This window comes from Vibrio sp. 1078-1 (assembly GCF_033340475.1).
Window position 1 is genome coordinate 1 of sequence record NZ_JAWOWM010000084.1, and the last position, 1,090, is coordinate 1,090.

General features: G+C 42.5%; 2 protein-coding genes. One reads left to right on the plus strand and one right to left on the minus strand.

What is annotated here, in order from left to right:
- On the minus strand, positions 1–664 hold a 664-nt coding region (locus R7190_RS25745), incomplete at its 3' end, for a TonB-dependent receptor plug domain-containing protein (RefSeq protein WP_318137664.1).
- Positions 665–896: 232 nt separating this feature from the next.
- Here R7190_RS25745 and R7190_RS25750 point away from each other — a divergent pair.
- On the plus strand, positions 897–1,090 hold a 194-nt coding region (locus R7190_RS25750), incomplete at its 3' end, for a helix-turn-helix domain-containing protein (protein ID WP_029799476.1).

Here is a 1,090-nt window from a genome sequence, read left to right on the forward strand (position 1 = left end):
CAGTACTTGCATCTGCTAGATCTCCAAAGTTATCCAGTTCATTGCCGTCGCGACGCGTATAGGCAACTAGAGATTCCAAATCGCCAGTTTTGTTCGCTAGTGCAACAGATTCACTGAATGTATTGTCTTCGGAAGAGTAGTTGAACTTCGCATGGCCACCAAAGTTACGACCCTTAAGGAAATCAGCCGGATCTTTGGTTTCAAATGCAACAATGCCACCAATTGCGTCAGAACCATGCAGAGACGACGCTGCACCTTTTACAATTTCAACCGCTTTTATTAGGTCGGTATCCACGTTAACGCGAGCAGAGTTAATGAACGTATTCCCTGATTCGAACTGGTTACCTTGAGATACGCCGTCCACAAGAACCTTAATTCGGTTACCTTCGATACCTCGAATATTGATACTCTGGACACCTTGACGCGAGTTGGTCTTAACCGTGACTCCTGGCGTGTACCCAAAGATATCATCTAAGCCAGTGACCATGCTTTCTTCGATGTTCTTATCAGTAACGACGGCAACAGAAGCAGCAGTGTCTTCGATTTGGCTATTAGTACGAGTCGCAGTCACGACCACTTCATTGAAGGTTGAATGGTCTTCAGCGTAGGCACCTTGGGATAGTGCAATTAGAATAGAGGCTGATAAAATTGATTTATTATACATTGGTTTCAATACCTTAAATCCATAATAGGCAATAACAACGCGCAAATGTTAATGGATCTAAATAATAATTACTATCATTATCATTTTAACATTCAAATTTTGATGTCGTCTATTCTTGAATGCTTGGCATTTCTAGTCTTTATTTATCAGTGTGTTATATTGTTGAAAACGATTTCTGACAAATCTATCCAAATATCACAGCTGTGATTCACATCACACAAAGGGAGTTATCGTGCAGAGCCCTATCACTTTAGAAGCGCTCCATATCTTGGATGCGATAGATCGCAGAGGCAGCTTTGCGGCAGCGGCAAATGAGCTCGATAGAGCACCATCTTCACTGAGTTACCAAATCCAAAAGCTCGAACAAGATCTCGACATCAATATTTTTGACCGTTCAGGACACAAAGCGCTCTTTACGGAGGCGGG